The 25,795-nt window shown below is 31.1% G+C and carries 23 protein-coding genes; 5 read left to right on the top strand and 18 right to left on the bottom strand.

Going from position 1 to position 25,795, the window contains the following annotated elements; translation table 11 throughout:
• Nucleotides 1–17 precede the first annotated feature (17 nt).
• From B2989_RS11725 to B2989_RS11715, 3 genes are read left to right on the top strand one after another with little or no spacing between them, the layout of a single operon-like run.
• Complete coding sequence (locus B2989_RS11725; RefSeq protein WP_292948585.1) at nucleotides 18–878, top strand: ion transporter; 861 nt, start codon at nucleotides 18–20, stop codon at nucleotides 876–878.
• 23 nt (nucleotides 879–901) lie between these two features.
• Nucleotides 902–1,816: a tRNA (adenosine(37)-N6)-dimethylallyltransferase MiaA gene (miaA, locus tag B2989_RS11720; RefSeq protein WP_292948584.1), complete on the top strand. Its 915-nt coding sequence runs from the start codon at nucleotides 902–904 to the stop codon at nucleotides 1,814–1,816.
• A complete protein-coding gene (locus B2989_RS11715) occupies nucleotides 1,813–2,808 on the top strand; it encodes a hypothetical protein (protein ID WP_292948582.1) in 996 nt (331 codons plus the stop codon). Before miaA ends, B2989_RS11715 begins: the two co-directional genes overlap by 4 nt.
• A 51-nt stretch (nucleotides 2,809–2,859) precedes the next feature.
• On the opposite strand, the gene B2989_RS11710 is transcribed toward B2989_RS11715, so the two are convergent.
• From B2989_RS11710 to B2989_RS11645, 14 genes are all read right to left on the bottom strand, one after another.
• Nucleotides 2,860–3,570, bottom strand: a complete 711-nt coding sequence (locus B2989_RS11710; RefSeq protein ID WP_028281877.1) for a response regulator transcription factor — start codon at nucleotides 3,568–3,570, stop codon at nucleotides 2,860–2,862.
• A gap of 4 nt (nucleotides 3,571–3,574) precedes the next feature.
• Complete coding sequence (locus B2989_RS11705) at nucleotides 3,575–5,110, bottom strand: sensor histidine kinase (protein ID WP_292948579.1); 1,536 nt, start codon at nucleotides 5,108–5,110, stop codon at nucleotides 3,575–3,577.
• 106 nt (nucleotides 5,111–5,216) lie between these two features.
• Nucleotides 5,217–5,816, bottom strand: a complete 600-nt coding sequence (coaE, locus tag B2989_RS11700; protein WP_292948577.1) for a dephospho-CoA kinase — start codon at nucleotides 5,814–5,816, stop codon at nucleotides 5,217–5,219.
• Entirely contained in the window at nucleotides 5,813–6,772 is a 960-nt protein-coding gene (locus B2989_RS11695; RefSeq protein WP_292948575.1) for a YbbR-like domain-containing protein, read from the bottom strand. The genes coaE and B2989_RS11695 overlap by 4 nt, the downstream gene beginning before the upstream one ends.
• A 3-nt stretch (nucleotides 6,773–6,775) precedes the next feature.
• Nucleotides 6,776–7,780, bottom strand: a complete 1,005-nt coding sequence (locus B2989_RS11690) for a glycosyltransferase (RefSeq protein ID WP_292948573.1) — start codon at nucleotides 7,778–7,780, stop codon at nucleotides 6,776–6,778.
• A 73-nt stretch (nucleotides 7,781–7,853) separates the two neighbouring features.
• A complete protein-coding gene (locus tag B2989_RS11685; RefSeq protein ID WP_292948571.1) occupies nucleotides 7,854–11,111 on the bottom strand; it encodes a GEVED domain-containing protein in 3,258 nt (1,085 codons plus the stop codon).
• 246 nt (nucleotides 11,112–11,357) lie between these two features.
• Nucleotides 11,358–12,182 (bottom strand): enoyl-ACP reductase FabI, encoded by an 825-nt coding sequence (locus B2989_RS11680; RefSeq protein ID WP_145001996.1) that lies wholly within the window; start codon nucleotides 12,180–12,182, stop codon nucleotides 11,358–11,360.
• A 97-nt stretch (nucleotides 12,183–12,279) separates the two neighbouring features.
• Nucleotides 12,280–13,932: a DNA repair protein RecN gene (gene recN / locus B2989_RS11675; protein WP_292948568.1), complete on the bottom strand. Its 1,653-nt coding sequence runs from the start codon at nucleotides 13,930–13,932 to the stop codon at nucleotides 12,280–12,282.
• Between the two features lie 77 nt (nucleotides 13,933–14,009).
• Nucleotides 14,010–14,897, bottom strand: a complete 888-nt coding sequence (locus B2989_RS11670) for a DUF4835 family protein (protein ID WP_292948566.1) — start codon at nucleotides 14,895–14,897, stop codon at nucleotides 14,010–14,012.
• Nucleotides 14,890–16,101, bottom strand: coding sequence for a bifunctional phosphopantothenoylcysteine decarboxylase/phosphopantothenate--cysteine ligase CoaBC (coaBC, locus tag B2989_RS11665; protein ID WP_292948564.1), 1,212 nt, complete (start codon nucleotides 16,099–16,101; stop codon nucleotides 14,890–14,892). The genes B2989_RS11670 and coaBC overlap by 8 nt, the downstream gene beginning before the upstream one ends.
• Before the next feature lie 4 nt (nucleotides 16,102–16,105).
• Nucleotides 16,106–16,435, bottom strand: a complete 330-nt coding sequence (locus B2989_RS11660) for a DNA-directed RNA polymerase subunit omega (protein ID WP_292948562.1) — start codon at nucleotides 16,433–16,435, stop codon at nucleotides 16,106–16,108.
• A 6-nt stretch (nucleotides 16,436–16,441) separates the two neighbouring features.
• Nucleotides 16,442–17,242 (bottom strand): outer membrane protein assembly factor BamD, encoded by an 801-nt coding sequence (locus tag B2989_RS11655; RefSeq protein WP_145002001.1) that lies wholly within the window; start codon nucleotides 17,240–17,242, stop codon nucleotides 16,442–16,444.
• A gap of 108 nt (nucleotides 17,243–17,350) precedes the next feature.
• Entirely contained in the window at nucleotides 17,351–18,238 is an 888-nt protein-coding gene (gene dapA / locus B2989_RS11650) for a 4-hydroxy-tetrahydrodipicolinate synthase (protein WP_292948559.1), read from the bottom strand.
• Complete coding sequence (locus tag B2989_RS11645; protein ID WP_292948557.1) at nucleotides 18,231–18,758, bottom strand: DUF6913 domain-containing protein; 528 nt, start codon at nucleotides 18,756–18,758, stop codon at nucleotides 18,231–18,233. The genes dapA and B2989_RS11645 overlap by 8 nt, the downstream gene beginning before the upstream one ends.
• Before the next feature lie 70 nt (nucleotides 18,759–18,828).
• Between B2989_RS11645 and B2989_RS11640 the strand changes: the two genes are divergently transcribed.
• Together B2989_RS11640 and B2989_RS11635 are read left to right on the top strand one after the other, a co-directional pair.
• A complete protein-coding gene (locus B2989_RS11640; protein ID WP_292948555.1) occupies nucleotides 18,829–19,587 on the top strand; it encodes a 5'-nucleotidase C-terminal domain-containing protein in 759 nt (252 codons plus the stop codon).
• A 7-nt stretch (nucleotides 19,588–19,594) separates the two neighbouring features.
• Entirely contained in the window at nucleotides 19,595–20,512 is a 918-nt protein-coding gene (locus B2989_RS11635; RefSeq protein ID WP_292948553.1) for a bifunctional metallophosphatase/5'-nucleotidase, read from the top strand.
• A 2-nt stretch (nucleotides 20,513–20,514) separates the two neighbouring features.
• Here the strand turns inward: B2989_RS11635 and B2989_RS11630 are convergent, their stop codons facing one another.
• The 4 genes from B2989_RS11630 to prmC all read right to left on the bottom strand — a co-directional run bounded on the left by B2989_RS11630 (nucleotide 20,515) and on the right by prmC (nucleotide 25,788).
• Entirely contained in the window at nucleotides 20,515–21,177 is a 663-nt protein-coding gene (locus B2989_RS11630) for a hypothetical protein (RefSeq protein ID WP_292948551.1), read from the bottom strand.
• Between the two features lie 141 nt (nucleotides 21,178–21,318).
• Complete coding sequence (gene ligA / locus B2989_RS11625; RefSeq protein WP_292948549.1) at nucleotides 21,319–23,313, bottom strand: NAD-dependent DNA ligase LigA; 1,995 nt, start codon at nucleotides 23,311–23,313, stop codon at nucleotides 21,319–21,321.
• 1 nt (nucleotide 23,314) lies between these two features.
• A complete protein-coding gene (locus tag B2989_RS11620; RefSeq protein WP_292948547.1) occupies nucleotides 23,315–24,916 on the bottom strand; it encodes a hypothetical protein in 1,602 nt (533 codons plus the stop codon).
• Nucleotides 24,916–25,788 carry a peptide chain release factor N(5)-glutamine methyltransferase gene (prmC, locus tag B2989_RS11615; protein ID WP_292948545.1) on the bottom strand — a complete coding sequence of 291 codons (873 nt, stop codon included), beginning with the start codon at nucleotides 25,786–25,788 and terminating at the stop codon, nucleotides 24,916–24,918. The genes B2989_RS11620 and prmC overlap by 1 nt, the downstream gene beginning before the upstream one ends.
• Nucleotides 25,789–25,795: the final 7 nt, after the last annotated feature.

Genomic DNA, 25,795 nt, shown 5'->3' with positions numbered 1-25,795 from the left:
TTTAGTATTTTTACCACATGAGCCCAACAAACGATAAAACTTATTGGAAAGATAAACTTCATGAAATTATTTATGAAGCAGACACGCCTGCTGGTAAGTTTTTTGACGTTGTTTTACTTATTTTAATTTTAGCTAGTATACTACTAGTTATGTTAGAAAGTGTAAATCACATTGATAAAAAGTACCACAACGCGTTATATGTTGGCGAGTGGATTATAACTATCTTTTTTAGTATCGAATATATTTTACGCATAATTACCGTAAAAAAGCCATTTAAATACATCTTTAGCTTTTACGGTATTTTAGATTTACTATCTACAATACCAATGTACATCTCGTTTATTTTTGCAGGATCACACGCTTTAGTAACTCTTAGAGCGTTACGCTTACTACGTGTTTTTAGAATACTTAAATTAGCAAGATATCTTGGAGCCTCAAACCAATTAAGAGATTCCATTGTTGCTAGTCGTGTAAAGATATTTGTGTTTTTATTTGCTGTATTAATATCGTCCGTAATTTTTGGAACCATTATGTATTTGGTCGAAGGTGAAGATAACGGATTTACAAACATTCCAAAAAGCGTCTATTGGTGTATTGTAACATTAACTACAGTTGGTTTTGGGGACATTGCACCACAGACTGCACTTGGACAATTTATTACTACTATTATCATGATTTTAGGTTATGGTATTATAGCAGTACCTACAGGAATTGTGTCTGCAGAATATTCTAAAAGCTTAAAAAAATCTGAGGACCAACCCTCTAACCCAACAAGTAAAAAACTAAATTTAAATACACAAAGATGCTCTAATTGTCATGAAGACAATCATGACGATGATGCCAACTTTTGCAGAGTTTGCGGTAACAATCTACACTAAACAATTACTTAATTACAATAAATTTGAAACACGCTAACAAATATTTAATCTCAATTGTTGGACCAACTGCTATTGGTAAAACTGCACTTAGTATTAAGTTGGCTAATCATTTTAATACCCAAATAATATCTGCAGATTCCAGGCAGTTTTTTAAAGAAATGAGTATTGGTACTGCTGCTCCTACAGCAGAAGAATTAGCAGCTGCTAAACATTATTTTATACATAATAAATCTATAACAGAAGACTATAATGTTGGTGCTTTTGAAAAAGAAGCAATCGACTGCATAACAAACCTACACCAAACTAATGACGTTGTTATAATGGTTGGTGGTTCTGGATTATATGTTGATGCTGTTACTAACGGTTTAGATTATTTTCCTGAGGTCGATAAAAAGATAAGAGAGCAACTGAATAAACAATTAGAAACGGAAGGTTTGGAAATACTTCAGCTTAAGCTGAAAACTTTAGATAAGCAATCCTATAACACAATAAAAATTGATAATCCGCAACGTGTCATTCGTGCTTTAGAAATTTGTATAGGTAGTGGACAACCCTACTCTTCCTTTTTAAATAAAGATAAAAACCAAAGACCATTTAAAACAATTACCATAGGCCTTGAGGCTGATCGTGATGTTATTTACGATAGAATTAACCAGCGAGTGGATATTATGGTTGCTAATGGGTTGATTAAAGAAGTAGAGTCCTTACTTCCCTTTAAAAATCTAAACAGCCTTAACACTGTTGGTTACAAAGAAATTTTTAATTACTTAGATAAGACTTGGACATTAGATTTTGCTGTTTCTGAAATTAAGAAAAACTCTAGACGGTTTGCAAAACGCCAATTAACTTGGTTTAGAAGAAAACCTGAAACCCTTTGGTTTGACTATCAAACACCTTTGACCACTATAATTACCAAAATAGAATCTGAGATAGAATGAAAATTTTTTTAAAAAAATTAGCATTCTTTTTTATTCCTATTATACTCTATGTACTAATAGTTTTATCCTTAGATATTTTTAAAATTTTTAAAGATTATGATAACTATTATAATCAAAATATTACCACATTAAATAGAACTTATGTGTCCACAAAGATTTATCAAAAATATAAAGACAGTGTAAACTATGACAGTTTTATTTTTGGAAGCTCAAGATCTAAAGCTTTTAAAACACCAATCTGGAAGCACTATTTACCCGTAAAAGCGATTCCGTTTCATTATGATGCACATAGCGAAGATTTATATGGTATTTATAAGAAATTAGAATTTTTAGACAACGTAAATTCACCAATAAACCATGCTTTAATTATTATTGATAGAGCCGTATTGTCTGGCACTACAAAAAGACTTAATCACCTATACATTAACCCATTAGAGTTTAACGATGTTTCTAAATATGAATTTTATAAAAGTTATATTTCTGTAAATCTTAAACCAAGGTTCATAATTGCTTACACAGATTTTTCTATCTTTAAAACGTATAGAAATTATATGAAAAAATATGTGACTATGGATAAATATCCAGATACGTTTACACCAATTTTCAATGATTCGTATTACGGATTAGCTAAAGAAATTAAAGAAGACAGTTTAGGCTATTATAATAAATTGAAACAACAAGGTGTATTTTATCAAAGACCCCAAGAATCTAATATTACATTAGAAAAAACTAAAAGAGAAATAGATTTACTTAATAAAATAAAATCTATATTTAATAAACATGATACTAATTACAAAATCGTTGTTTCGCCTTTGTATGATCAAATCCCTATGGAAGAAGAACAATTAGTACTACTCTATTCTATTTTTGGTAAAGATAAAGTCTTTGACTTTTCAGGGAAAAATAATTTAACAGAGCCTATTAGTAATTATTTTGAAAGCAGCCATTATAAACCTAATGTTGCTAAAATTATTTTAGACTCGATTTATTAAACAAAAAAAGCCAGCATAAATGCTAGCTTTTTTAATATATATATTTGATAATTAATCGTTTTGATTAACTACTAATCTAAATCCTTCTCCATGAATATTTAAAATTTCCACATTTGGATCTAACTTTAAATACTTTCTAAGTTTAGCAATATACACGTCCATACTTCTAGATGTAAAGTAATTATCATCTCTCCATATCTTAGTTAATGCTAACTCACGTGGCATTAAATCGTTTTCATGCAATGCTAACATACGCAGTAATTCGTTTTCTTTAGGAGATAACTTAACTTGTTCTCCTCCATTGTATGTTAAAAATCTAAGCTTAGAGTTTAAATCAAATCCTCCAATTTTAAATTCAAATTGTTTACTATCCGCAACTGTATCGTTTGCTTTACGTTGCATGATAGCTTTTATCTTCATTAATAAGACTTCACTATCAAAAGGTTTATTTAAATAGTCATCTGCACCAACTTTATAACCTTTAAGCACGTCCTCTTTCATGGCTTTAGCAGTTAAAAATACGATAGGCACTTCTGCATTTTTCTCTCTAATTTCTTTAGCTAAAGTAAATCCATCTTTGTATGGCATCATGACATCTAAAATACATAAATCAAAATCACCACGTTTAAATTTTTCAAAGCCTTCCATACCATTTTTTGCATGGGTAACTTCGTAATCATTCATTGATAAATAATCTTTTAAGACTGTTCCAAAATTTGGGTCATCTTCTACTAATAATATTCTTTTTAATTGTTCATCCATAATACTACGAGATTAACGGAAGCTTTATTGTAAAAGTACTTCCTTTTTCTTTTTCACTTTCTACTGATATATGACCATGATGGTCTTCAACTATTCGTTTTACATATGCTAAGCCCAATCCATGACCTTTAACATTATGTATGTTACCTGTATGCTCTCTATAAAATTTTTCGAACACACGTTTTTGAGCTACTTTACTCATACCACTTCCGTGATCTTTTATATGCACTAAAATATTATTTCCTGCCAGCTCTGTAGTGACAATAATTTTTGGTGCATCTGGAGAATACTTAATTGCATTATCCAATACGTTTACTAATACATTTGTAAAGTGTGTTTCGTTTGCTAAAACCGAAGATTTTTCGGCATCAAGATGTGTTTCAATATGTCCACCTCTATCTTCAATAATCAACTCTACGTGTGATATAGCATCTTCTACTAAGTCGTTAAGTTCCACACGTTCCTTACTAATGTTTAGTTCGTTTTTTTCAAGTTTAGATATTCTTAGTACATTTTCCACTTGCGCATGCATACGCTTATTTTCTTCTTTTATCATGCCTAAATAACGTAGGACTTTTTCTTTGTCGTCAATTATTTTAGGGTTTCTAATGGAATCTAAAGCTAAATTAATAGTCGCAATTGGCGTCTTAAACTCATGCGTCATATTATTAATAAAATCTGTTTTAATTTCAGAAATTTGACGTTGTTTTATTAATTGATATAATGCGCTAGAATAAGCTATGACTATAATTAAAGTAAAAACTATAGATAATATTAGCATCGTTAAAATTGATGATAATATAAACTTTTTACGTTCTGGAAAATTAACTAATAGTCTGTAATTACTTTTATCATTTTCATTATAAAAAAATGGTACACTAAACGTAGATGCTGGATTTAACTGAAAATCTTGAGTTTTAATTTTTGTTGCTAAATCGTTGCTATATATTGCAAATTCGTAACCTATATCAATATCATTTTCTAACAATTTTAATGCTAATAACCTATTGATTTTGTCCACGTCAACACGTTTGTGTATTGGTTTTAAATAGGCTTTATCTTTATAAACAGTCTCTAAAGCTATACGTGTGCTTTCATTAAGTTTACTTAACCTTGCAAGCATTGATGATAGGTTTTTACTACCATCTATAGAGTTGTTTTCAATAATTTCGGTTTCTCTTTTTTGTAAAATACGTTTTACGTTTAAACTATCTAAACCTATGTCAAAGAGCGCTGATGATACTTTATAATTTTCTTCTAAAATACCGTTTCGATAAATTACTGTTTCGTTTGTATCAGGATTATCCTCTTTAATGTAAATGTTTATAATTGCAGTTGTATCATTTACATTAATTGATCCATTGCTTAATAAATCATTAAACTTTCTTAAATAATCCTCCTTTTCTTCATTTTCTACAATGTTAGACACATAGCTTAGTGCTTTTCTTACATTGAAGTTAAACTGCTTTTCAGTATTTTGAAGTGAATTATTTATATAATACGCCTGAACTAGTATGATTCCTATTAGGGAACAACTCATTAAAACGACTAACACAAAAAAAATCCTTTTGTTCATCATCCAAAATTAAGATTTTAACATTTAGCAATGTTACCATTTAACCTTACATTAACAAAAACGTTAAAATTTAATTCTTTGTTATAGATTTTAAGAGTTTACTATGAATATTTTGAACCTGAAGTTTTGTGTCTTTTAAATCGGTATTATTAATTACAAAATCTGAACATTCTGTCTTTTGTTGGTCAGTCCATTGGTTATTCATGATTGCTTTAACCTTAGCTTCAGACGAGTTATCACGTTTAATTACTCGATTTAGTCTAGTCTGTTCTGGTGCTACGACAGTAATTATATAATCGTATTTGCCTTGACTTCCGTTTTCAAAAATTATAGCGACTTCGCTAATAACGTATGGTGCGTTTTGTTTTTTTACCCAATTAGAGAAATGTTTTGCAACTTTTGGATGTACAATTGCATTCATTTTTTTTAGTAAAGCTTGATTACTAAATATCTGACTAGCAATAAAAGGTTTATTTAATGTATCCTCAACATAAGCACTATCACCAAAAAGCTTAATTAATTTACGTTTAATAACTTTAGAACGATCCATTAATGCTTTGGCTTCATTATCAGCAATATAAACTGGCACATCTAATGCTTTAAAATAATTAGCAACTGTAGTTTTTCCGCTACCTATACCTCCTGTTAAGCCTACTATTGTTGGTGTCATTCTGTAATTATAAATTCAATTTTTTGTTGCAATAACCTAATGTTTTTAACATTATTTGGCTGTTTAATTAATTTTGGTGCTAAAGTTGTATTTCCAGAAGCATCGTTATAATCGCAAACGATATTAAAATCTTCTGACTTTATTGTATTAAATTTTTCCAAGCTTGTGGTAAAACTTAAGGACACTTGCTTTGGAAAATAGTTAACTTTTACACCTTCCGGAATATTAATTATTTGGATTGGAATGTCTAAAACGCCTTCAGAGAATTTAGAAACATTAACCATCAACTTAGCTTGCTTAATATTGGTTTTAATATTTTTATTTAAACTATCCAATTGCAGTAAAAACGTTTTATTTACATCGGATTTCACCTCCTTTAATTCTAAATACTGAGTTTTTACTTTACTAATAGTTTTTAAAACAGAACTTGGCCCAATTAACTTAACACTATCAGGTACAGTTTTTAAAGTATCTAAAGTGTTATACCCTTTAGCATATTGAATTTTAGAGTCTAAGATTATTGGTACATATTTTACATCATTGACATCAAATCTAAAAAGTAGTGTGTCCGGATTAATACTGATAATTTTTTCTTCTTTATCAAACTGTTTATTAATATTTGAAAACCCTTTGGAAACACTCCAAATTAAAGTTGAATCTTTTTTTGAAATGTCTGTTTTAAAATTAATATCTAATTCTGGTCTTTTAATAGCATACCTAAGCCAATTAAAACCTGTAGTTTGTATTGTAATATCAAGCTCTGGATTGTTTGAATTTATTATAACATGCGTATCACTAATATCCTTAGGTTTTACTTTAAAGGCTAATGTGGCTGTATATACTTTAGATAATTTTGTTAAAACTAAAATTGAAAAAGCTAAAACAAAAAACAGTAAAAATATATTGATCTTTTTACTTTTAAACAATCCTAATATTTTCAATTTAAGTTTTTGCATGCCTTAATTTTTAAAAAATAAATGAGGAAAAATTACTTCTGGTTTTTCTGACTTAAAATGTAATAATATTGTTGACTTTAAAAATCCGTAACCATATCCAAAAAACTGGATGGATACTGCTAGTAAAGCCTGAAAAGCAATAATAATATTTTTAGTTTTTAATACTGCTACAACAAAGATTAGACAATAATAAAATAACACTAAGTATAGTGGTAAAATTAGATTAAACAGTGTTAAAACCAAAGCTAAAATAACTCCAATAAAAAACACTGTTGGAAACCAATAGGTAATTTTTTTAGTTTGTGGATGCCACTTATTTAAAATAGGTCTTACGGAACCAAATTTATTAACTTGTTTATAAAATTTACTCCAAGATATACGTCTTTTATGGTACACATAAGCTTCTGGAAATAAAGTTGTTTTAAATCCTAAGTCCCATAGTCTAATAGACAAATCAGGATCTTCTCCAGGGTGGATATTACCAAACCCTTTGGTAGCTTCAAATGCTAATTTTGATAATCCCATGTTAAAACTTCTAGGTTGAAACTTATCCAAACTAGATTTATTACCTCTAATGCCTCCTGTTGTAATTACAGACGTCATACTAAAATCTATCGCTTTTTGAAGATTTGAAAACGAATGATGTGCTTTATCTGGTCCGCCAAAACAGTCTACGTAATTATGTTTTAAGCTAGTTTCTACCTCTTGCAAGTAGTGACTAGGCAATAAACAATCGCTATCTAAAATAATAAAATAATTACCTTTAGCGTGTTGCATTCCAAAATTTCTGGAATCTCCTGGTCCTGAATTTAACTTAAAATAATAGGATATATCAAGCTTATCCATGTATTTATCTACGATAGCTTTAGACGTAATTGTAGATCCATCTTCTACAATTACAATTTCGTAGCTATAGTTACCTTTTAAGGTTAAAAAGCTTTCTAATAGCTCCTCAATCTCAATAGGACGATTATAAACAGGTATAATAAACGAAAAACTTAATTCCATATAACAAATGTAAGTTAAACGTATAAAAAAAGCCACCTAAAAAGGTGGCTTTTAATTGTATTAAAGTTTAAGATTATTTCTTAATTACTTTTATTGTTTCAGTAACATCTCCAATAGTAACTTTAACAAAGTATGCTCCTGACTGTAAGTCAGACATGTTTACTAGGTTATCTACACTATTAGGTGCGTTTCTATACACTTCTTGTCCTAACATGTTATAAACTAATACATTAGAAATCTCTTTTTGAGCTTTTAATGTTAAGTTGTCATTAACAGGGTTTGGATAGTAAGAGAATAAAGCTTCTGTATTAAACTCTGCAGTACTTAAAGAAGACTCAGAAAGTAATAAAGTAAACGATCCTGGAGCTTGTGCTCTTGCAGTACCATCATCACTCACTCTCACGTAGTAAGTTGTACCATCCGTTAATCCACCAACTACTGATGTATTACAAGCACCAACTGCTGTACCAGCACAATCTGTATAAACACCATATTGAGCAGCAGTTGTAGTCACTGTAACTTCTCCTGAAGGAGGTGCTACAAATGAGTACCATAAATCAGCAACTGCACCTGTAAAACAATCTGCAGTTACACCAGAATCTGTTGCTCCAGTATTATCTCCTGTAATTTCAACTCCTATTGTTAATGCTTCAGCAGCTGTACACTCGTCGTTAGGTACAGGAGAATATGCAGAAACTTGGAAATCTCCAGCACTATCACCTCCATACTCCCAAACTCTAAAATATACAGTTTGACCAGCTAAAGCCATATCATCAATATTTATAATTGGATGAGCACCATTAGTACTTCCATCATCATTACATTCAACTAATGTTAAAGAACCACAAGATCCTGAATAAACAGCACCTCCTGTATCTGTAATACCTCCAGTTTCTGTATTAACCTCTAATGTAAGCATTCCGTTTGCAGGAACAATAGCACTGAACCAAACATCTCCTCCATTACCCGAAGCATCTGCAGGATCGTAAGAAGCACAACCTGGTAAAGGTAATTCTCCAGAGCCAGTTGCTGCTGTATTAGTTCCTACAATTGCATTATCTGCAAAAGCAAAACCAACTGTCAAATCAATTGCTCCACCACATAAGTCATTAGCAGGAGGACAAGAATAATTAAAAGTCCCTAATGCTGTATCACATGCACTGTCTGTACCATTTTCTAACACTAATGTCACTGATGTTCCATCTGCATAAGGTCCAACTTGCACCACACCTAAAGCAGTTGCAGGATAAGTATTTGTTCCATCATTAATTTGAGATGTTCCATCCCCTAAACCTGTTACATCAACATCAACATAAAATTGTGTATTATCACAATCTGTAACTAAAGTTGCTGTTCCAGTTGGCGCAATACATGATACAACTATTATGTTAACATCTACATCCATAGTTACACCATAAGTACCATTATAACAAGAATTTGGAGTTGCTTGACCAGTGTCTGCAGTACCAATTCTCATTCTGTGTTGTCCTAAAGTAGCAGTAGCTGGCATTAAGAAAGATGCATCTAAAATATCAGTTCCTGTATTACTGTCTGGAGATTCACCTGAATATAATAATTCAGTTGCATCATCAAAAACTAAATCATCATTTAAGTCAATCCAAATATTTGTGTTATATGTATAATTAGTCATAAACGTAATTACAACATTAGCTGTAATTCCTTGACCTAAATCTACAGGTGTACCTGTAAAATCTTCATATGTTACATCACCTGCACTTGGAAAATCTGTAGTACCTACTTGTAAATTTCCTATTCCAGTACCATCATTACTTGAAGGTGTAGAAACACAATAACATCCAACAGCAATTGTAGTATAAGTATTTTCTGTACAATTTTCTGCAGAACCTGAAACATTATAAGGTGTTAATGTCCAGTAATAAGTAGTGTCTTCTGTTTGGTTACCTACACTATAAGATAATACATCTCCAACATCAACATTATCAAGAATGTCATTACCTCCTGTTGTAGTACCAACCGTTAAATTATAACCTTCTGCAAGTACCACAGCATCCCAAGATAATACTGTATCTAAACTACCACAAGTAGCATCTGGTGCTGACGTTATATTAGTTGCACACTCTGGTAAATCAGGTAAATTGTACTGAGTTAAACAAAAAGATACTGGATTAGTTCCAGTTGTTCCAAAATCGTAAACCTGAATAATTAATTCATCTCCAATTGCCCAACCACTTAACTGAGAATCTACTGATGCAAAAGTACCTAAACAAACTATTTGCGTCCCTGTTGCGTCATAAACTGCAACTCCAGGATTTGACGCGCCATCATTCCATATTAGTCCATCACTTGTAGCTGTCCATGAGAAAAACATATCAAATGTTGAAGTCGTCCCACAAGTGCTACTCATTCCGCTATCAGTAATTCCTGTAGAAAAATCATAAGAAAAAGTATAGTTCGAAGTTTCACAAGCAGTTCCTTCTTCTGAAGGTATAATAGCTAATGGTAAACTAAAAACATCACCTTCTAATGGTTGAGTCCATGAAAAAGGTCCAGACCATTCTGAAGTCCCATCTGCAATACAATCCGCCTGAACATAAAATTCGTATTGATTTCCTGCAGTTAATCCTGAAGCAGAATAAGGGTTAGTTACTCCTGTAGCTGTAGCTGTTCCTGTAACTGTTTCTCCTTCAGTTACATTAACCAATTCTACATTCCAACTTGTAGCAGTACCATTTTCTGACCAACTAAGATCTGATGTAGTTAATGTAGTTGCTTCAAATGTAAGAGCAGATGGTGCAATACACGATGGTGCTAATGCAGCATCAACTGTAACTTTATAATCTTCAACCTCTCCTCTTCCTGAGGCAAATTCAAAAGAACAAGCGTTATCATTTGGATTAGAATCATTCCAATCTATCATGACACGCATAACATAATCTCCATCTATAGTAGATGATGGTGCTGTTATGCTCCCTGTAAAAGGACCACTACCATACGATACTGTGTTAAATACTGTTTCTGTAGCAATATCAAAAACATCGTCACCATTCCAATCTACCCATACAGCACAACCAACGGTACCTCCTTGTATTACAACATTAAAGTCAAATGTACCACCTGGATAAGTGGATACTGACATTGTATCAAAATTATTAACATAACGAATAGTTGCATCTCCAGAATCTAATCCCGATCCTATATTAGAGATATTTACTACACCGTTTGTGGTACTAACAGCATCTATAAAAGTAGTAGTGTTAGTGGTTGTTGACGTAAAGCTAGAACAGACCTGAGAAAAGGACTGAAAAGCAAAAAGCATCAATAAAAATAATAAAGTAATTTTTTTCATCATAAGTTTAGTATAAGTTAGTAATTAATTAATCATCTTCTAAAAATATTGATTTATTCTTAACCTAGCACTATCATACACATCAAATCGACAAGAAGTCTTAAAAAAGGGTTAAAATACCATTAACCTTATGTTAAATGTAATTAAGAAAATTGTAAGTTTTTACACACAACTGATTACCAGTAGTTTAATTACATAAAAAAAGCCTTACATTTCTGTAAGGCTTTTTTAAAATTGTATTAGTAGTGTCTATTTATCAATACCATCTACAAATGCGCTCATTACTGCATCGCTAACTCCCATGTTACTAAAACCACCATCATGAAACAGGTTTTGTAAAGTCACACGTTTAGTTAAATCACTAAATAACGACACTGTGTAGTTTGCACAATCTAAAGCTGTAGCATTACCTAAAGGCGACATTTTTTCCGCGTAAGCGATAAATCCATCAAATCCTTTTACTCCACTACCTGCTGTAGTTGGTGTTGGCGACTGTGATATAGTATTAACTCTAACTTTTTTATCTCTTCCAAAAAAGTAACCAAAACTACGTGCTATACTTTCTAAATAGGCTTTATTATCTGCCATGTCATTATAATCAGGAAAAACACGTTGTGCTGCCATATAAGTTAAAGCCACGATACTTCCCCATTCATTCATTGCATCTTGCTTGTATAACGTTTGCATTGTTTTATGAAAAGACATTGCAGAAACATCTGTTCCTTTTTGTGTCCAAGCATAGTTTTGATCTGTATAATGTTTTCCTTTTCTAACATTAATTGACATACCAATAGAGTGTAATACAAAGTCTATTTTACCTCCTAAGATTTCCATTGCTTGCGTAACAAGATTTTGCAAATCTTCCTCGCTTGTTGCGTCTGCAGGAATTATTTGAGAGCCCGTTTTTTCTGCTAAAACATTAATTTGACCCATACGCATTGCAACTGGTGCATTTGTAAGTACAAAAGTACCACCTTCTTCATGGACACGTTCTGCTGTTTTCCATGCTATAGAGTTTTCGTCTAATGCTCCAAATATGATTCCTCTTTTTCCTTTTAATAAATTGTATGACATAACTTATAGTTTATCAGTTGATATGTTAGTTTATTATATTATCTGTCAAAGATAGTATTTAAAATTTTTTTAATTCGCTTTCGCGGAAATTTAGCCACTAATTTAATAGTTGTTTAGCATGTGCTATTGCCGAATCTGATAATTGAGTCCCTCCCAACATCTGAGCCAATTCTACAACACGCTCATCATACTCCAATTTAACTAAATTAGTCGTGGTCACTTCATTAACGTCTTCTTTATAAACTTTATAATGCGTGTTTCCTTTAGCTGCAATTTGTGGTAAATGGGTAATACTAAAGACTTGCATTTTAGTACTCATTTGCGCCATAATATCTGCCATTTTATTAGAAATTTCTCCTGAAACACCTGTATCAATCTCGTCAAACATAATACTTGGAAGCTTAACGTATTTTGATAAAATAGACTTAATAGCTAGCATTATTCTTGATAATTCTCCACCAGATGCTGCTTTTTTTAACACGTTAAATTGACCACCTTTATTGGCAGAAAATAAGAAGTTTAAATTATCCTTTCCGTTATATAAAAACGTTTTGGATGCTTCTAAGCTTATATTAAACTGTGCATTCGGCATACCTAATTGCGTTAACAATGCTTCTAATTGTTTTTTTAATTCTGGTATAGCTTTATTACGCATATCTGTAATACTGTTAGCTTGGGTATCTAATAATTTTTCTAATGCTTTAATTTCTTCTTGTTTATCTATAATATCTTGGTCAGCATTTTCAGTTGCCTCTACTTTTTTAGATAATGCTTCTCTAATATCGATTAACTCAGCAATAGACTTGACTAGATGCTTTTGCATTAGGTTATTTATGGTCATAAGTTGAGCATTAACAACCTCTAGCCTATTTGGATCAGCGTCTAATTTGTCTTCAAAACGTTCAATATCAACCAAAACGTCATCTAAATCAATTAAACTACTAGTAACTCTATCCAATAAATCTTGATAAGTATTTGATATTAAAGCCAGTTTTTGAAAGGCTGCTTTAACTTCTCTAAGTGATGTTAAAACACCTGCTTGCTCTTCGCTTAACAGCGCATTAGCTTCTTCTAGTTTAAGTTGTATAGCTTCTACATTATTTAAAAGTTCATACTCTTCTTCTAGAGTTTCTAACTCGCCTTCTTTTAAATTTGCAGCAACTAATTCATTTAATAAAAACGAATTATAGTCATGTTCCTTTATAGCTTCGGCCTGAAATTGCTGTAACTGTTTTAGCTGCTTTTGTAATACTTTATACTCTTTTAGATGCAGATTATAGGTTTCTAAATTAGCTTCTGTATTTGCCAATGCATCAATAACCTGAAATTGAAATGCGTCATCTACCAACTGTAATGTTTCGTTTTGCGAATGAATATCAATAAGATGTTCTCCTAAAGCTTGTAAATTAGACAAGTTAACAGGCGAGTCGTTTACAAACGCTCTAGATTTACCTGATGGTAAAATTTCTCGTCTAATAATCGTTTGTGTGTCGTAGTCTAAATCTTGATCCTTAAACAAGTTTTTAAGTTTGTATTTAGATATATCAAAAGTGGCTTCTATTATACATTTTTTTTCAGGATTACGTAAACTAGATAAGTCTGCACGTTTACCTAAAATTAATGATAAGCCTCCTAAAAGTATAGATTTACCAGCTCCAGTTTCTCCTGTAATAATGGTAAAGCCATCATTAAAATTAACTTGAAGTTGATCAATTAGTGCGTAATTTTTTATGGTTAATCCAGTAAGCATTCTTAAAGTGAAAGGTTAAAATTTAAAAAGTGAAAAGTTTTGGTTTTACGCTTTTTAAGAATGAAAATAATTAGTGTCTAAAATTTTATATTTCTCCATTTAGAAGAGTGCATTGGCGCAACTTTATTTAAAGTATCGACCAGATTAGCAATATCTACACTTGGACCTTCGCTAAAAATCTGTTCTATCTCCTCTGCTTTTGCATCAAAAAACACACGAAGTAAATACGAGTTTGGACGTCTTCTGTTCATGTCATTAAATAAGCTTAAAGCTATAGCTATTTCGTTTTTTGCATCCTTTTGATTATCACTCATAGTATCTAAACCACGTCTATGATAATTATATAATACGGTTCTAAACTCTTTAAATGTTGGTGATAACAAATTATCTATTAAAGCAAAACGACTTTGTAAACCATCTTCTAGCTTCCAACCAGAATAATTTTCTTGTTGAGAAAAATTTACAATGTTTTGTGCTTGTCTAAAGTACTCATCTCCACCTTCTTGTTTAAAAGACTCGGCATCCATACCTAAAATCATATGGATATGAAAAGCTAAAACAGAGATTAAATTAGAAGCGTATTGTGTTGGATTATAAATTAGATTTTGAAACTCGACATACTCAAAAGTAAAATCTTTATCATTTATGTTATAGATAGGTGTTGTGTAACTTGATCCAAAAACAGGTCTTGACGATTGGACTTGTAAAGTTGCCTTGTAGCTATTACCCGAGTATTCTCCAATATTAATTACAAAATTACAATCAATACGCTCTTGAGGTTCAACTTTTTTGTTTGTCCATTTTGTACCAGAAATAAACTCTTTTAATTGTTTTTCTAGTGTTTTAAATTGCTGTAAATTTTCGTCTCCTGTTAATTGTGCATTTACAACTACTGTTGCATTAAGCTCTTGAGCCTGTAATGAAACACTAAAACAAATTAAAAATAGAAATAAAAGTTTACGCATTTAATGTATTTATTATAGTTTTAAAAAGGTCCTTAGCAACTTCTGTTTTAGATTTTAATTGATACACAGTAGCTTCTTCTTCCTTGTTAATCAAAGTTACTTTATTAGTGTCTGACTTAAAACCTGCACCTTTGTCGTTTAACGAATTTAAAACAATTAAATCTAAATTCTTCTTTTTTAGCTTCAATTTTGCATGTTCTAATTCGTTATTAGTTTCTAAAGCAAAACCAACTAAAAATTGAGTTGTTTTTATTTGTCCTAAAGAGGCTAAAATATCTTTAGTCTTTTCTAGTTCTAAGGTTAACGTAGATTCTTTCTTTTTTATTTTTTGAGTTGCAATATTTTTTGGTCTATAGTCTGCAACAGCTGCAGATAAAATAGCAATGTCTGCACTGTTAAAATGCAAATGGGCTGCATCATACATCTCTTGTGCGCTAATTACTGGTATGACTGTTATTAAACTATGTTTTACAGTTTGATGTGTTGGACCAGAAATTAAAACAACTTTTGCTCCCAAATTTGCTGCTGCTTTAGCAATTTCAAATCCCATTTTACCAGAGGAATGATTACCTATAAAACGTACAGGATCTATAGCTTCATAGGTTGGTCCTGCTGTAATTAAAACCGTTTTGTCTTTTAGTGGCAAACCACTGATAATATCATTTTCTATAAAAGAGACAATATCTTCAGGTTCTGCCATACGACCTTGACCAACTAAACCGCTTGCTAATTCTCCTGATGTTGCAGGAATCATAACATTGCCAAAGCTTTGAAGTGTCTTAAATGAGTTAACTGAAGAGGGATGAACATACATATCCAAATCCATTGCTGGTGCAAAATAGACTTTGCATTTTGCAGAAAGATATGTTGCTAATAATAAATTATCGCACGTACCATTTGCCATTTTAGAGAGTGTATTGGCTGTTGCTGGTGCAATAACCATATAGTCTGCCCATAGCCCTAACTCTACGTGGTTATTCCACATAGCGTTATCATCTTGATCGTTGGTAAATGTTGAGTGTACTGGATTTTTGGAAAGCGTAGACAGTGTGAGTGGTGTCACAAAGTCTTTAGAAGCAGGTGTCATAACGACTTGTACGTTTGCACCTGCTTTTATAAATGCTCTGACTAATGAGGCTGTCTTGTAAGCAGCAATACCAGCACTGATGCCTAATAGTATGTTTTTGCCACTTAATATAGACATAGGTTTAGTCTTGGTTATCTTGCTCTGTATTTCTGTGGTATATTTTATCGTCTAACCACTCTTGTACTGCTAAAGCATGAGGTTTAGGTAATTTTTCGTAAAACTTAGACACTTCAATTTGTTCTTTGTTTTCAAAAATTTCTTCTAAGCTATCATTATATGTAGCAAACTCTTCAAGCTTTTCTATTAATTCTTTTTTAATTTCAGAATTAATTTGCTCTGCTCTTCTTGCAATTACAGAAATAGCTTCATAGATGTTATTTGTTGGTGCATCTATCTCGTTTCTATTGTAAGTCGTTGTTGTTAACGGAGCGTCGATTTTTTTTAAATCCATAATATATTAGCTTTTAGTACTATATTTTTCTAATTGTTCTTTTAAATCCTCTACCTGTTTATCTGCATCTTTAATAAACTCTGACTCTGCATTTGTTTTTTTAAAGTTGTTATAATATGCGATAGCTGTATTTAATCTTTCTTCTTTTTTATACTCTACACTTTTCATTGCTAATTGGTAAGCAGAATCAAAACGATAATATAACGCTTTTTCACGTAAGGTTGTACCAGGAAAATCTGCAATAAAATTATCAAATGAACTAATAGAAGCTTTAAAATCTGAAATATGATTGTATTGCTTAGCAATACTGTATGCTTTTAATTCTAATTTGTATTGTAACTCTTTAACCAACTCGTTAATTTTTGGCATGTATTGCGAGTCTGGATATAAGTTGGCAAACAATTGTAATTGCTCTAGTGCATGATCTGTATCGTGTTGATCTTTAGAATACACTGGAGATAATTGCGCATAACTTAATGCACTTTTATAGTATGCTTCTTCTACTTTTTCGCTTCTAGGATACGCAGATGCAAAACGCTCAAATCTATATCCTGCTAAATAATGATCTTCTAAATGAAAATAACTATCGGCATCTAAAAACATCAATTTTTCTGCTTGAGGCTTCCCTCTGTAAGCAGGAACAATTTGAGTAAATAAACGACTTGCCTTGTTATACTTACCTTCATTATAAAGTTTTTCACCCATTGAAAACTTAACAGCAACATCTTCAGACTTTAATGCCTTTTGATACTCGCTACAAGAAGTGAAAACTAAAAATGTAATTAAGATGTAAAGTAAATTCTTCATAAAATTTTAACGAAGCGCAAAAATACGCTATTTAAATGGATTTTAAAAATATAATTTGATTGCTAAATTAATTGAAGAAATCAAGTTGGACTTAGGTTTAAGTATAATTTAACTTTTACTAAAATTAGTCATAAAAGTATTTATACGACTTTGTAATTGTGTTGTAGCAGTAACTAAAGGTAATCTAACGGTTGTATTACATAACTCAAGGCTATTTAATACTGCCTTAATACCTGCTGGATTATTTTCTTCAAAAATCATGTTAACGATATCCATCATTTTAAAATGAAGCTGATACGCTTCCTTGTTTTTACCTTCTAAACCTAGATTTATCATTGTAGAAAAAGCTTTAGGTAACCCTTGTCCAATTACTGATATTACTCCTGCTCCACCTGCTAAAACGATACCTAAAGCTAAGTCGTCGTCTCCTGATATAACAGAAAAATTGTCTGGTTTATCTCTTAACAATTCTAAATATTGAGCCACATTATTACCAGCTTCTTTAACTGCAACGATATTATCAAAATCTTTTGCTAAACGCAACGTTGTTTCTGGTGTCATATTTTTAGAAGTTCTGCCAGGAACGTTATATAAAATTATATCAATTGGACAGACTTGAGCTATCGCTTTAAAGTGCTGATACATACCTTCCTGAGTTGGCTTACTGTAATAAGGCGATACAGATAGTATTCCTGCAATACCTGTAAAATCAGTAGCTTTAATTTCTTCTACAACCTGTGCAGTGTTACTACCTCCAATACCTAAAACTAATGGTACACGTCCTTTGTTATACTTAATAATAGCAGTAACTATATCCTGTTTTTCTTGCTTTGTAATTGTAACGCTTTCTCCTGTTGTACCATTTATAACTATATAATTGATACCATTGGTAATGTTATATTCTACAATATTTTCTAGCGCTTTGTAATCTACTGATAAATCATCATTAAATGGCGTTACAATTGCTATTCCTGTGCCTAAAAAAGGGTTATTCATTACTTAATTTATTTAAAATGTTTAGGTATTTTATAATTTCGGTTTTAAAGATGTTTTTATCTTTTATTGTAATATCTATAATTAAATCATTTACGTCAGGATTAGCATTATGCAGACCTACCTTTAAGTCAGCATTGGCTGATGCACTAACAGCTTGCAAAGCTAAGGAATCGGTTTCATAAAAGTTAATCAACAAATCAAATTTATTGTCTAAAAAATCTTTAACTGTTTGTGATTTAAATTGTCCTTTCCAAGCAAGTTCTTTTTCAGAAAAAATATGGTTATAAACAGACGTTTCGTTTTTTTTACCATTAAAAAGAGATAAGATTTTTAAGTCCTTAGCGTTAATTTTTAATTGCTCTGACAAACTATTAATCCATTCTGGATCAGAAAACTCATGACTATTTACTAAGACTCCAACATGTTTAATCCTGTTTGCGTTTGGTGCAATTACACGACTTTGAGCACATTTAATAATGTACTTTTTATTAGATTTTTCTTTAAAACCTTTTAAAATCATTTATCTTTATTCCTTTATTACAAATGTAGTAATTGTAACTATATTAGCTTTAAATTATTCAACATTAAATATGAAATACAAACATCTTTTCATCTTGCTTTTAATTACTGTTTTAAACTCTTGTAAGCAAGACACTTACTCGTTGAGTAAAATAGAAGGCAAACAGATTACAATTACAGACACTTTAGCAACAGATAAAGCTATCGATGACTTTGTAAAACCTTTTCGCGAAAGCATAAATAAGGACATGGACGCTGTTTTGTCTTACGCTCCAGAAACTTATAGCAAAAGTGATGGTGATTTAAATACTGCAATTGGTAATCTTATGGCTGATGCTGTTATGCAAGAAAGTAATCCTATTTTTAACAAACGTACTGGAAAAAATATAGATGCTGTTATCCTAAATCATGGTGGTATTAGATCTATAATTTCTAAAGGAAATATTACCACTAGAACTGCTTTTGAAATTATGCCTTTTGAAAACAGTATTGTAGTAGTCGCACTAAAAGGACAACAAATAGATAGCATGACACATTATTTAAGTCAGGCTAAGCGTGCACATCCTGTAAGCGGAATACAATTAACACTGGATAAAACGTATAATATTACACAGGCTTTAATAAACAACAATCCAATTGAAAAGGATAAAACCTATTACGTTGCGACTAATGATTACCTATATAATGGAGGTGACAGAATGCGATTTTTTCAGGTAAATGATAGCCTATATACTCTTGATTATAAAATAAGAAATGCGATGATAGACTACTTTAAAAAGACTGATACTATCAAACCTGTAATTGACAATAGATTTATCCAAACTAAATAACCACATAATGAAACGTAGAGATTTTATACAACAAGCAACAGCAGCTACAGCTTTAATTACAGTTGGTGGTTATGGATTACAATCGTTTGCAACATCTTCAAAATCTAAAAAAATAACGATTTTACATACTAATGATGTGCACAGTCACATTGATGCTTTTGGACCAGAAGATGGTAGAAATGCAAATAAAGGTGGTGTGGCTAGACGTGCAACTTTAATTGAAAACATTAGACAAGATAACCCTAATACATTATTATTAGACGCTGGAGATATTTTTCAAGGCACACCATATTTTAATTACTATGGTGGCGAATTAGAATTTAAGTTAATGAGTAAACTTAAATACGATCTAGCTACAATAGGGAATCATGATTTTGATAATGGTATAGATGGATTATATGCCCAATTACCTCATGCTAGCTTTGGATTTGTATCTGCTAACTATGACTTTAAAAATACAGTCATGGATACTCATGTAAAACCATATCAAATATTTAAAAAAGAAGGTATTAAAATTGGTGTTTTTGGATTAGGAATTCAATTAGATGGTTTAGTTGACAAAAAAATGTACAAAGAAACTGAGTATTTAGATCCAATTGAAGCTGCACAAGAAATGACACGTATTTTAAAAACCGACGAGAAATGCGATCTTATTATTTGCTTGTCACACTTGGGATACAATTACAGCAAAACACCTGATAAAATAAGCGATTTAAGTTTGGCTAAAGCAACTAAAGATATTGACTTGATTATTGGCGGACACACACATACGTTTTTACCTAAGCCAACCGTTGCGCAAAATTTAGAAGGTAAAAACGTATTAGTTAACCAAGTAGGTTGTTATGGTATAAATTTAGGTAAAATAGACTTTTACTTTGATGCAGATAGTACTAAAAAAGCAGAAGGAACTTCTATTATTGTTTAAAACTAAGCGATTTCAGTTTTTTTTTGAGTGGATTTATATTTAATTTTAATGTAAACGTATAGAAAGTAAAAGCCAACACCTATTAAAGCAGTGTATACCATTTGAAGTAAATATGCTGAAGATATAAACAAATAAGCGACTTGTACCATTTCGGAAAAAACGATGCAAACACTGGCTAAAAACAATAGTAATCCTTGTTTGGTTTCGTGATATAAATAATGTATTAATGATAGTGATAGCACTAACAATATCAATACATTATATGTTACTTCTATGATAAAATCTAACGAGTATACTGCTAACTTTGCATCTTGCATTATCATCTGATTTAACACATAAATTATATATGCATTAAATATTAATAAGACAATTATATGCAACTTAAATTCCTTTAATAACAACTTGATATTAAAGTCTTTAACTAGAAAAATAATTAAGGAAGTATAAGTGGCTATTACTAGATAATTAGCAACATAATAAGCCATAGTATCATTTCCGTAAAAGACAATTTTCAGAATTTCTACTAAAGAAAATCCAATAAGAAAAAAACCAAAATAATGGTTAGTTTGCTTAGTCTGACTATAGTATAAATAGGCAAAAAAAGGAAACACTAAAATCCAGGAATAATCAGACAATGTTGGCGCATCAAATATGCGTCCAGCCATAGTAAGTATTACGAGAATCACTAAAATTATCGATACTAAATTAAACTTTGTTAACTTCATTATTATTTATTTGGGATGACAAATATACAAATAATTTGTTATTAAACGATAAAATAAGCTTTTAATCGACTATTAACACATTTATTCTAAGCTGTTTAAGAAATCATCTTCTGAAATCATGTCTATATTTAACTTATCGGCTTTGTCTTTTTTACTTGGTCCCATATTGTCTCCAGCAATTATATAACTTGTTTTTGAAGAGATAGAACTACTTACTTTTCCGCCATTATCTTCAATAAGCTTTTTCAACTGAGTACGTGATACTTTATAAAATACGCCTGAAACTACAATATTATGTCCTTTTAACTTATCTGTTTGGTTGGCTAACTTTTCTGCAGAGATTTCTAATTGTAAACCACACTGCTTAAGTCTATCAATGACTTTTTGATTTTCTGGATTTGAGAAAAAGTCAACTACACTTTCAGCAATTCGGATACCTATTTCATTAACCTGTTCTAAATCAATTACAGATGCAAAAGCAAGTGCATCAATACTTTTATAATGTTTAGCTAGCGTTTTTGCAACCGTCTCTCCAACAAACCTGATACCTAACGCGAATAAAACTCGTTCAAACGGTATTTGTTTTGACGCTTCAATACCTGCAATTAAATTATCTGCACTTTTATCTGCCATACGCTCTAACGGTAAGATTTGGTCTTTAGTTAGATCGTACAAGTCTGCATAATTATGGATTAATCCTGCATGCACTAAAAGCGCGACAGTCTCGCCTCCCAAACCTTCAATATCCATTGCTTTTCTAGAGATGTAATGCTGAATACGTCCTATTATTTGCGGATTACAACCATTATAATTAGGACAAAAATGTTTAGCCTCACCTGCTTCCCTTTGTAATAATGTATTACATTCTGGACAATGTGTTATATACTTTGTAGGTACAGAGTTATCTGGTCTTTCAGAAAAATTGACTGCTATAATTTTAGGTATAATTTCGCCTCCTTTTTCAACAAACACAGTATCACATTCTCTTATATCCAGTTTTTCTATTTGATCTGCATTATGTAACGATGCACGTTTAACAATTGTACCAGCCAATTCTACAGGCTCTAAATTTGCAACAGGAGTTATAGCTCCTGTACGACCAACCTGATAAGTAATAGTATTTAAAATAGTACTAACCTGTTCTGCTTTAAACTTGTATGCCATAGCCCAACGTGGCGCTTTGGATGTAAAACCAAGCTCGTCTTGATGATGCAAATTATTAACTTTTACTACAACACCATCAGTCTCATAAGGTAATTCATGTCTCGCAGTATCCCAATGATTTATAAAAGCAAATACGTCGTCAATGGTTTTACATAATTTAATTTCATTTGGGACTTTAAATCCCATCTGTCTTGCTTTTTCTAAGCTTTCAAGGTGCGTTTTATAATCAAAATCACCACCTACTAAACCATACAACAAACAATCTAAAGGTCGTTTTGCAACCTCTGCACTATCTTGTAACTTTAAACTTCCAGAAGCTGTGTTACGTGGGTTTTTATAAGGCTCTTCTCCATTAGCAAGTCGCTCCTCATTCATTTTATTAAAACCATCAAAGGGTAAAATAATTTCACCTCTAATTTCAAATTCTTCAGGAAAACTACCTTTTAATTGTAAAGGGACAGAATTAATTGTTTTTATATTAGCAGTAACCTCGTCTCCTTGCATACCATCACCTCGTGTAACCGCTTTTAATAAATTTCCATTTTGATATGTTAGATTTATGGAGGCACCATCGTATTTTAATTCACACACATAGTCTATCTCTCCATCTACCATTTTCTTAACTCGTGCTTCCCAATCTTTTAAATCTTCAAGAGAATACGAATTATCTAAACTATACATCCTATGCTTATGCACAAGTGTATTAAAATTTTTAGTCACTTGACCTCCTACACGTAAGGTTGGCGAAGTTGCATCAAAAAATTCAGGATGTGCTTCTTCCAAAGCTTGTAACTCTTTTAATTGGATATCAAAATCATAATCGCTAATTGTCGGACTGTCTAAAACATAATAATTATAATTATGCTCTCTTAACTGTTCTCTTAATGCGTTTATTTTTAATTGTATGCTCATATTATATGCCTTCTAGCAATTCTAAAAATTGCTGTTTAATCTTGTATTTATAATAAAAATAATTTTCTGAATCCGAATAGCACTCTGATGCTCCCCAAAATTTCACAATAAATTCTTTATTGCTTAACCAATAAACTTCTGTGTCATCAGAGATTTTTTCAAAAGTTATGTGGTCATAGTTTTCTTCCAAATTATAATATAACTCAAAAGCCTTTATGATTTTACCATCCACTATTTTGTCTATAAATAATGTACGCTGGCTAGGACACTCAGTATCATAATCTATAGAAATTACTATATCTTTTTTAGGCGATACATGAGGATAACCTCCTGCGTATTGGTCTAATAATCCTCCTGTCTCTTGACTAATAAAATCAAAACGTTGATAATCAAAAACCATGTGATAATGCACCAAAAACACATCTTTAAAACCTGAATTTTTAAAGACACTGTATGTTTTTGTTGGACTAAACTCAGAGTTGTAAGTCGTGTCTTTATACACTACTTTTTTACCATTTTCTGCCAATAAGGTTAAGACGTTATCCTTCTTGTAAAGTTTAGTAACATCTATACTATTAGGTTGATATAAAACTCGGTTTTTATACTCATTAATATCAACTTGCTTTACATCAAATAACTCACTAAGCGCTATTGGTTGTAAATTTTTTCCTTTAACAGACAAACCATCATAATTATAATGATTACCATCATTGCTATAAGTTTTGAAAAAATAAGCTTCAGGTACGTAACCTATATTTGTGTTATCAATATAAAAATTCTCGTCTTTCTTTAAAACTTCAGGGCTAATAATCACTTTAGCTTTGCGACTATAAACAACTTGATCATTATCTATAATTTTTGTTTTATTATCCGAATATTCTATAACAGAAACAGTATTTAAATACTCAAACTTACCTACTTTATTACCCAAACTATCCCTAATGATTAAACCGTTTTTGGACTTTACAATCCTTTGATCAAAGTTTACTTTAAAATAATCTAAAGTTTGATAATCTATTAGTGGTAAATAATTAAATTTTATACTATCACTTTGCTTTTCAAAAGTTCCGTTAGGGCTTAAATAGTAATGGATAGCCTTATTAAGCTGTTTGTCATAAACAAATAACTTATTATTATAAACATAAGTTTCGGTTTGATTAATTTTATGTGTCAAATTATAATAAGACACGTCAATAGCATCTATAAATTGGTAGTTATTAGTGTAGGTTACTAATTTATAATCCATGACTTGGTCTTCAATAAACTTGTAAATTACAAACGCTTTAAATGCTTTACTAAAATTTATATTTAAAGCCATTCCAAATTTAGTAATTGTATCCTGAGTATTAAATAACTTTTGTGTTTCAAGTACCTTATTATCTTCTTCAGAAAAAATACTAAACGTATTGAATAGTCGTGAAGTAATTAAATGTGGTTTTTTTAGATCAACATATCCTACGCTACCTAAAAATTCATCCTCAAATCGGTCAATAAAAGCACTATTATCCACTGCTTTTTTAACAGCAGGCGTTACCATTTGTTTATCGGTTTTTTTACAACCTAAAACTAACACAAATAGCAGTATGTAATATATTACTTTCATTATTGTTTAACACCACTAATCATTCGGTCTTTACCAAAAAAATCTTGTTTTAATTGTACATTTTTAAACCCATTATCGGTCAATAAAGCTATCATTTCTTTACCTAAATATTCATTTATTTCAAAAAATAATTCGCCATTAGTTTTTAAGTATTGCGCAGCAAATTTTGTAATCGCTTTGTAAAAAATTAACGGATTATCATCAGACACAAACAAGGCTAAATGTGGCTCGTTATCTAACACGTTAGACGTCATTGCTTGTTTTTCCAACTGTCTCACGTAAGGAGGATTAGACACAATAATATCAAATTTTAAATCCTTAAAAATACTTTTCCAAGCAGTATCTTCTAAAATACTAGCTTCAATAAAATCCACGTTTACTTTATTTAATAAGGCATTTTCTGTGGCTGTTTTTATCGCTTTCGCAGAAATATCAAGCCCAAAAACAGTTGCTTCAGCTAAATTTTTGGCCAGACTAATGGCAATGCAACCACTACCAGTGCCTATATCTAAAATCGAAGCATTATGTCCTTGTTTTTTATTGTCATAACTATCTAAAACTAATTGCACTAACTCCTCTGTTTCTGGACGTGGTATTAAAGTGTTTGGGTTAACCTTAAAAGGCATTCCAAAAAACTCAGTTTCACCTATTATATATTGTATGGGCTGTTGCTGCTTTAGGCTTTCTAAAGCTTTAAATATCCTAATTTTCTCCTCCGTTGTCACACTTAAATTAGTATTTAAAGCTACATCCAATCTAGAAATATTACAATAATGCTCTGTCAACATAAAAAAAAAGGTAAAGACTTCGTCTGGACCATAAATATCATCTAGTTCTTTGTGGAATAATGCTTTTAAATCTTTTATTAACATAGGCTGA

Origin of the sequence: Olleya sp. UBA1516, from assembly GCF_002323495.1 — a bacterium.
In the GTDB taxonomy this organism is placed as follows: Bacteria; Bacteroidota; Bacteroidia; order Flavobacteriales; family Flavobacteriaceae; genus Olleya.
The sequence above is the reverse complement of the archived record's forward strand: the minus strand, read 5'-3'. Positions and strand labels throughout refer to the sequence as shown.

Coding starts and splice junctions, on each gene's coding strand:
- coaE (WP_292948577.1), bottom strand. CDS start 5,816: ATGACACCAACAATAGTAGGCTTAACAGGAGGTATAGGTAGCGGAAAA.
- B2989_RS11620 (WP_292948547.1), bottom strand. CDS start 24,916: ATGAAAGTAATATATTACATACTGCTATTTGTGTTAGTTTTAGGTTGT.
- B2989_RS11640 (WP_292948555.1), top strand. CDS start 18,829: ATGAAATACAAACATCTTTTCATCTTGCTTTTAATTACTGTTTTAAAC.
- B2989_RS11655 (WP_145002001.1), bottom strand. CDS start 17,242: ATGAAGAATTTACTTTACATCTTAATTACATTTTTAGTTTTCACTTCT.
- recN (WP_292948568.1), bottom strand. CDS start 13,932: ATGCTTACTGGATTAACCATAAAAAATTACGCACTAATTGATCAACTT.
- B2989_RS11695 (WP_292948575.1), bottom strand. CDS start 6,772: ATGCAAAAACTTAAATTGAAAATATTAGGATTGTTTAAAAGTAAAAAG.
- B2989_RS11630 (WP_292948551.1), bottom strand. CDS start 21,177: ATGGCTGGACGCATATTTGATGCGCCAACATTGTCTGATTATTCCTGG.
- B2989_RS11660 (WP_292948562.1), bottom strand. CDS start 16,435: ATGGATTTAAAAAAAATCGACGCTCCGTTAACAACAACGACTTACAAT.
- B2989_RS11635 (WP_292948553.1), top strand. CDS start 19,595: ATGAAACGTAGAGATTTTATACAACAAGCAACAGCAGCTACAGCTTTA.
- coaBC (WP_292948564.1), bottom strand. CDS start 16,101: ATGTCTATATTAAGTGGCAAAAACATACTATTAGGCATCAGTGCTGGT.
- B2989_RS11715 (WP_292948582.1), top strand. CDS start 1,813: ATGAAAATTTTTTTAAAAAAATTAGCATTCTTTTTTATTCCTATTATA.
- B2989_RS11725 (WP_292948585.1), top strand. CDS start 18: ATGAGCCCAACAAACGATAAAACTTATTGGAAAGATAAACTTCATGAA.
- B2989_RS11685 (WP_292948571.1), bottom strand. CDS start 11,111: ATGATGAAAAAAATTACTTTATTATTTTTATTGATGCTTTTTGCTTTT.
- B2989_RS11680 (WP_145001996.1), bottom strand. CDS start 12,182: ATGTCATACAATTTATTAAAAGGAAAAAGAGGAATCATATTTGGAGCA.
- prmC (WP_292948545.1), bottom strand. CDS start 25,788: ATGTTAATAAAAGATTTAAAAGCATTATTCCACAAAGAACTAGATGAT.
- B2989_RS11670 (WP_292948566.1), bottom strand. CDS start 14,897: ATGCGTAAACTTTTATTTCTATTTTTAATTTGTTTTAGTGTTTCATTA.
- B2989_RS11705 (WP_292948579.1), bottom strand. CDS start 5,110: ATGAGTTGTTCCCTAATAGGAATCATACTAGTTCAGGCGTATTATATA.
- B2989_RS11645 (WP_292948557.1), bottom strand. CDS start 18,758: ATGATTTTAAAAGGTTTTAAAGAAAAATCTAATAAAAAGTACATTATT.
- dapA (WP_292948559.1), bottom strand. CDS start 18,238: ATGAATAACCCTTTTTTAGGCACAGGAATAGCAATTGTAACGCCATTT.
- ligA (WP_292948549.1), bottom strand. CDS start 23,313: ATGAGCATACAATTAAAAATAAACGCATTAAGAGAACAGTTAAGAGAG.
- B2989_RS11690 (WP_292948573.1), bottom strand. CDS start 7,780: ATGGAATTAAGTTTTTCGTTTATTATACCTGTTTATAATCGTCCTATT.
- B2989_RS11710 (WP_028281877.1), bottom strand. CDS start 3,570: ATGGATGAACAATTAAAAAGAATATTATTAGTAGAAGATGACCCAAAT.